Origin of the sequence: Brunnivagina elsteri CCALA 953 (assembly GCF_002289455.1) — a bacterium.
GTDB classification, from domain to species: Bacteria; Cyanobacteriota; Cyanobacteriia; order Cyanobacteriales; family Nostocaceae; genus Brunnivagina; species Brunnivagina elsteri.
Map to the genome: position 1 here is coordinate 1 of NZ_NTFS01000357.1, position 6,852 is coordinate 6,852.

Annotated in this window: 6 protein-coding genes; 2 read left to right on the forward strand and 4 right to left on the reverse strand. The window is 43.9% G+C overall.

The annotated features are described in order from the left end of the window. Positions 1-295, forward strand: a 295-nt coding sequence (locus tag CK510_RS23645) for an exopolysaccharide biosynthesis protein (protein WP_211293280.1), incomplete at its 5' end; no start/stop codon positions are given. 515 nt (positions 296-810) lie between these two features. Here CK510_RS23645 and CK510_RS23655 read toward each other — a convergent pair. Further along, on the reverse strand, positions 811-3,534 hold the full coding sequence (locus CK510_RS23655) for a cation-translocating P-type ATPase (RefSeq protein ID WP_095724013.1): 2,724 nt from the start codon (positions 3,532-3,534) through the stop codon (positions 811-813). 113 nt (positions 3,535-3,647) lie between these two features. Between CK510_RS23655 and CK510_RS31170 the strand changes: the two genes are divergently transcribed. Further along, positions 3,648-3,902 (forward strand): hypothetical protein, encoded by a 255-nt coding sequence (locus tag CK510_RS31170; protein ID WP_143289407.1) that lies wholly within the window; start codon positions 3,648-3,650, stop codon positions 3,900-3,902. Positions 3,903-4,517: 615 nt separating this feature from the next. Here CK510_RS31170 and CK510_RS23660 read toward each other — a convergent pair. The 3 genes from CK510_RS23660 to CK510_RS23670 all read right to left on the reverse strand — a co-directional run. Beyond that, on the reverse strand, positions 4,518-4,766 hold the full coding sequence (locus tag CK510_RS23660) for a PilN family protein (RefSeq protein ID WP_143289408.1): 249 nt from the start codon (positions 4,764-4,766) through the stop codon (positions 4,518-4,520). 538 nt (positions 4,767-5,304) lie between these two features. Beyond that, the gene (locus tag CK510_RS23665) at positions 5,305-6,282 is read right to left on the reverse strand and encodes a DUF3267 domain-containing protein (protein WP_095724015.1); all 978 of its coding nucleotides are present in this window, start codon (positions 6,280-6,282) and stop codon (positions 5,305-5,307) included. An 88-nt stretch (positions 6,283-6,370) separates the two neighbouring features. After that, on the reverse strand, positions 6,371-6,852 hold a 482-nt coding region (locus tag CK510_RS23670; RefSeq protein WP_143289409.1), incomplete at its 5' end, for a PspC domain-containing protein.

Sequence of the window (6,852 nt, forward strand, 5' to 3'; positions counted from 1 at the left end):
TTCCCGCCCACGCTTGACTCAGGTTTGCACCAGTCTCCTTGGTCGCACTGTCATTGGCTTAGCGCTCGCCCTTATGTCGATTTCGATGATGATTCCGATCCCCGGCACTAATACTCTCCCGGCAATAGGGATCTTCGTCACAGGCTTTGGCTTACTGAATGATGATGGGGCAATTAGCCTCGGTGGGTTAGTTCTATGCGTCTGTGGTTTTATCCTATCGTCTTCGATTTTTCTGGCGATCTCCTTCGGTGGCAGCAGTCTACTCGACATCACTAAAGGTGCTTTAGGGCGTTAAATCTAGTGGAATAATTCCGCCAAATTGCCAAGAAAACGGACGAAGGACACTCTAACTTTAGTTTGATAAATCTGCGTCAACAACTCTCTGGACAGTTGTTTAAAACTGAGAACCCTTGAGGATACTCAGGGGTAATGCTTAGATTCTTGATCAGAATGTCTAGATTGCCGTGTTTTTATCATGGATTGAGCTGTCCGATCGAATTGTCCCTAGTATATCTAATGTATAACGGCTAGGTTGAGCCGCTACAGTCAAACTTTAACTTTTGTAGTCGCATTCGAGAGATCGTCTCCAACGCATTGATTAAACTGTTTTTACTTTGCATATTTCAACATTGCCTCCTTCAAAAACTTGAACCATTAGTTGAAATCGTTCCATCAATGACATTCCAACAAGAGGTTGTGAACTACCTACGGTGAAACTTCGCTTACACAGTAAGCTTCCTGCCCAACAGAAAGCGGAATAGTAGATTTCTATTAAAGTACCCGACAAGATCGGCGATCGCACTAATAGCTTTAAGCCAGAGGAGCGAATCGCTTTAGGAATAAAGCAGGGACAATGATTGGGATTCCTGCACTGATGCAAATCAAGGCTTGTGCCATACTCAGTGGTTGGGTGTTAAATAATGGGTTGATAATGCGCAACTGGCTAAAGAAAATTTGCAAGATAAAAACGCAAGCTACACCGATCGCAGGAATATAAGCAAATGTGCGAGTGGGATCTTTTAAATAGGAAAATAGAGATGGAATGCATTGACTAATGCTTAACAAGTAGAAAGTTTCAGTCGCGACGAGGGTATGGACTGCCATAGTGCGAGCCAGATTGATATTACCTGTAGTTTGCAAAATCCATTCAAACATACCAAACACAGCGATGAGATTGAAGATGGAAATAATCAGGATGCGCCATAACAATTTACCCGTGAGAAGAGGTTGATTGGGGGGCATGGGCGATCGCGCCATTGTGCCTGTTTCTTTTGGCTCAAAGGCTATGGTCGCGCTCAGGGCAACTGAACTCACCATATTTACCCAGAGAATCTGGACAGGCAAAATCGGCAGGGAGGCTCCAACGAGGATTCCCACCAAGATTGTCATGGCTTCGCCACCATTAACGGGCAAGATAAAGCCAATGGTTTTCAGTAGGTTGCCATAAACAGTGCGTCCTTCTTCTACGGCAGCTTCAATGGAGGCAAAGTTATCATCGGTCAAGATCATATCTGCGGCTTCTTTGGCGACTTCTGTGCCTGTAATCCCCATGGCGATACCAATATCGGCTTGCTTTAAGGCTGGTGCATCATTCACGCCATCACCCGTCATGGCGACAACTTCGCCTTTTGCTTGCAAGGCTTCGACCAAACGCAATTTTTGTTCGGGGGCAACTCGCGCAAACACGGCACTAGCTTCGACAGCCTTGGCGAGATATTGAGCATTCATTGCTGCTAGCTGTTTCCCAGTGAATACAGGTGCTGCTTCATCTTGGCTCAGTCCCATCTGACGCGCGATCGCAGCAGCAGTCAGGGCATGATCCCCTGTAATCATCTTGACTTGGATTCCCGCCGACTGACAGACCCGCACTGCGGCGATCGCCTCGACTCTGGGGGGATCGATCATGCCCTGAAGTCCAAGGAAAATTAGATTTGTCTCAATATCATCGTAGTCAATATCCTGTTGTTCTGCTGAAATTTTTTTCTTGGCAAAAGCCAGTACCCGTAAACCTTGGTCTGCCATCTCGTGGGTGATTTGCTCAATGCGCTCCCAGTTTAAGGCGATGCATTGACCATTGACATCGAGTTGGTAACGACATCGCTTCAAGATTGCTTCCGATGAACCTTTCACATAAATCGCGTGGCGATCGGCAAGTTCTATTTGCTGGTGTAAGGTTGCCATGTATTGAAACTGCGATTCAAAGGGTATCGTATCCAATCGCGGTTGTTCTTGTTCCAGAGTTTGTTGGGTTATCCCTGCTTTTTGACCCGAAACAATTAAGGCTCCTTCCGTGGGATCACCAGCTACTGATAGTTGCCCATCTTGGGCTTGGAGATGGGAGTCGTTGCATAATACGCCGCACTGTAAACACTCGCGCAGTGTGGGGGCTTGACTCATTTCAACAGGCTGTCCATTTTGTAAAATCGAACCTTCCGCATCGTACCTCACACCACTGACCTTGTAGGAAGTTTCACCCGCATAGATTGCTTGGACGGTCATCTGATTTTCGGTCAGAGTGCCTGTTTTATCAGAACAAATCACCGTGGTACTGCCAAGGGTTTCGACTGCGGGAAGTTTGCGGATAATCGTATGTCGTTGCGCCATCCGATTGACCCCAATCGCCAGCGTTACCGTCACGACGGCGGGGAGTCCTTCGGGAATAGCACTCACAGCTAGAGCAACGGCGGACTTAAACCCCTCTGACCAGCTTCCTCCTTGACCCATCACCACAGCAAAGGTTAAGGCGGCTAAACCCAGAATAATGTAAAGTAGCGTCTTGCTAAATCGTTCAATCTTGCGGGTGAGTGGTGTTTCCAGTCCAGCGCTTTGCTCAATTAGTTGGGAAATGCGCCCAGTCTCGGTTTGATTCGCGATCGCCACGACAAGACCTCTGGCTTGCCCGAACGTCACCAAACTTCCCGCATAAGCCATGTTAAGGCGATCGGCTAAGACGGTTTCGAGAGCGAGGGGCGCGTTTGATTTCTGGACAGGAACGGATTCTCCTGTCAATGCGGCTTCACTCACTTGTAAATCACGAACTGCCACCAACCGCAGATCCGCAGGTACTTTATCCCCAGATGCTAACAACACGAGGTCGCCAAGAACCAGTTCGCGAGAGTTGAGCCGAACCTTTTGGTTATCCCGAATGACCGTCGCTTCAGTAGTAACAGATTTGGCGAGGGCAGCGATCGCATTTTCAGCTTTCGATTCTTGGATAAACCCAATCACCGCGTTAATCAACGTTACGCCCAGAATCACCCCCGCGTCTACCCAGTCCTGTAGCAGCAGCGTCACAATGCCAGCAACGAGCAGAATATAAATCAAAGGTTGATTGAATTCCATCAGAAACCGAATAACAGGGCTTTTTTCGGCTTTCCCCTTCAGTTCATTGAAGCCATAAACCTCATGACGTTGAGGTACTTCTAGACTCGACAGCCCCATTGATAAATCTGTCTTAAGATATGCTGCGACATCGGCAGTCGATATCTGGTGCCATTGTTGTTGAGGGAGATGCTCAAGTTTAGAAGATGCCATACTTAAAAACCTCAATGTATAGCATCAGTATATCGTAACTACGTTTTCCATATCGTAACTACATTTTCCTGTGGTCGCTGTTTGAGCCTGAATATTGACAAACAAAATTTCAGTTGTTTCCCCACCATTCGTTTAGCGGGCTAACTCTGCATTATACCGCAACTGCTTTCAATTCTTGTTTTAATGGAACATTACCGCAGCTTTTACTGCAAGGTCAATGCGATCGCATCAACAATCATCTTTTCAAGTTTGTAAGGGGCGATCGCAATTCTACCCAACAACAAATATTCTCAAATGATTTGATGTGTTTTAGAGGGCGATCGCCCCAAAGAAAGATCGCCTTTCAACATTTTCTGAGTATGGGGTAATCGCTTGACAGTAGTTAATAAAACATTGACCACACGATCTAAACGAGACTGGAGAGCGAATTATTTTTTACTTGGAAGAATTAGGAAGAAAGTTTTCAGTGTCAATACCTTCGCCAAAAGTATGAATGGCAAAAAGGCTTTTGCCGTCAAGGTTTTCAGTTAAAGCAAATATCGGTTTTATCTGTTAGGCTGCGACTCCAGAGTCCCTATATATCAAGCTTTACAACGTAAAAATACTGTGCGGGAATACCGGACATGGTTTTTAAGTTCTCTGGAATTTATAAAGGCTATTTCACTCATACGAAAAAACCTTGCTCCTACAAGCTTTGATGTTACGTCATCACTCAGAAATCTGGCGAAGGTATTGTTATAAGTACTAGGTTTGTTAATAAATCCTTCCCGTTTTTCCAGACCGGGTTTTTAGATTGAAAGCAATGGTATATAAGGACTCTGAGACCACCTTAGAACGGATAGAATTAAATTTTGTTTTTGCCTGAAACGTTGATGGCAAAAGCATTTTTGCCAGTCATTATCTTGGCGAAGGTATTGTTATAATAGATATTTGCCTAGTACGAAAAAACCGTGTTTCTACAAGGTTTGATAGTGCGTCACTACTCATAAATATGGCGAAGGTATTGGTATTGCACTGAGTTTTCCCATTAGGTTGTCTTTGGGGATAGTTCCGGTTGCTGAGATACTCTTGTTTAAATCTTCAATCTTATTATTTAGAGAATCAAGATTATTTTGCTGATAATACCAGACGAATACTAGAATTGTTCCTGCGACTGATAACATCACACAAGATACAAGTACAGTAAAAGCCCATCTGGGTATTTGCTTCTTTTTTCGTCTTAGAGTTTCCATTAAATTCTTCATATTGACTGGAGAACATTATTCTCTATTGTTGTAGCATAGGGATGCTTGAAATCGTGTTGATGGGACTTTTGGAATTGGATAAGTGGTATCAAAACGCATTAATTCTTTACAAATCGCCTCTAACTAAACTTTACTTATCTTTCTATTTGAAATGTTCAACTCAATAATCTAATTACAAGAAGCAGAAGTGCAACGATGAGCAAGCCACCATAGAATACAAACATACGATGGGAGCATCCACTTTTGGCGGATAGACTTTTTTAGACAACCCATATAGTAAGGTTTCTGGCACTCAATAATTGTGTTTCTTCCAAAAGTGGATGCTCCCCATACGATCGCGATCGGATTCATGACATTGTGCCTTGTTATTATTTTGTAATCTAAGTTAACTCTCTTTCTGCAAATATTTTGGCAGGTAGATGTAGTATTTCCTGTATGAATTGATTGAATACATTACAAAGCTTTAAAGCTAAACGAAAAAGTATGGCTTGCCTTCTCTTTCAACAGTTAGCTAAAATTTCTTCCATCAAGTCAATAGTCTAATTACAAGAAGCAGAAGTCCAAATACTAGTAAGCCACCATAGAATATAAACATGCGATCGCCAAACCACTTTGGCAAGAAGAAAATGTCGGTTGTTTGACCACGATAGGATTCCAATTTTTCGGCGTAAATTGTCAGGGGACAAGTCCAATTGTTGGCGATGAGAACAATTACTTCGATCGCAAAAAATGCTAGTGCGATCCATGTGAGAATTGAGATTTTGTCAGCAACAACTTCATACAATAGAACTGCCATAACTATATTGAAGAATACGAATATCGCAGTATGTAAGAATCTGATGAAGGCGATTCTCTTCCAGAAAGGCTGCGCCAACGAGTTCTGTATTCCCTTTTTTCTAACTTCAAGGTTGGGCAAAAATACTCGTATCCCATCCCGCTCATCCATTACATAGGCTGTACTGGTATACCGAAGCACTATTATTGATATCCATATATCTCCAATTGCTCCACTCGCGTTGATGGTTCCACAGATCGCGAATAGGGCTACCCAGAGAGTACCCTGCACAAACCACATTCCCAGAATCACGAGAATGCTCAGAATGGATAATGGCGCAAGTGTTATGAGCAAATAGTCATTACGGCGGTAAGCATATCCGGGGGTTGTGGCATAAAACATTGCCTGTTTCCATAGAACACCATAGCGAGGTTTTGCGCCAAACATCCGCATTACCACGCCATGGGTAAGTTCATGCAGAACCAAAGTCAGTATAGTCCCTGCGAGAAGGAGAATCATTCCAGTTAGCCCGATTTGAATACGCGATGGCAGCTTTCCCATCCCAATAGCGACATTCAGAAAAATTAGCCCAAAGACTACAAAAAGAGGGATTGAAAGGATTTGTAAAACGATGATCCGAAGGGGCTTGTTTATCTTGTCGTAAAGCACTTCTTGATAACCTTTAGGCAAAGTCCCTGGTGTAGTGCTGGTACTATTTGTATCTAACATTGATTGCCCTCGCTCTGTAGATTATTTAAAACCCAGTGTTAGTCAGCACAAAACTTTTCTCAGTGAGAAACAGTACGATCGCCAATTTCTAATGAGCTGCGATCGCCTGCTCTAAGGGGAACGCCAACCAACCCCAAAGATAAAGTGACAAAACAAGTCCAGGTACGATAATCGCTAAGACCACGGTGACAATCCGTACTGCTTGAATCGGCAGTTTCCACCTCTGTGAAATGGCTGCACATATTCCTGCAATTACTTTGTGGCGACGACTGCGGCTAAAAATGGCCGATGGTCTCCCTGAAATGTTTGCGTTTGCTCGCGATCGCTTATTCTTTAGAATCCAAGAAAGCAGCAATCCTAGCGCACCCAAAATAGCGGAGGGGATAGTTAGGATCGCAATCCAGTGAGCAAAGACCATCCATGTAATGATGTCTCCATGCCATGAAGGGGGAGGACAAAGAAAACGCAAGGCTTCCGATTCACAGCCAAAGCGTTTGGGTGCGACTCTTTTAAGAATATGGTGTAAAATAAAAGAGTAATAAATGAAAAGCCTACCAGAATAGTATTGCA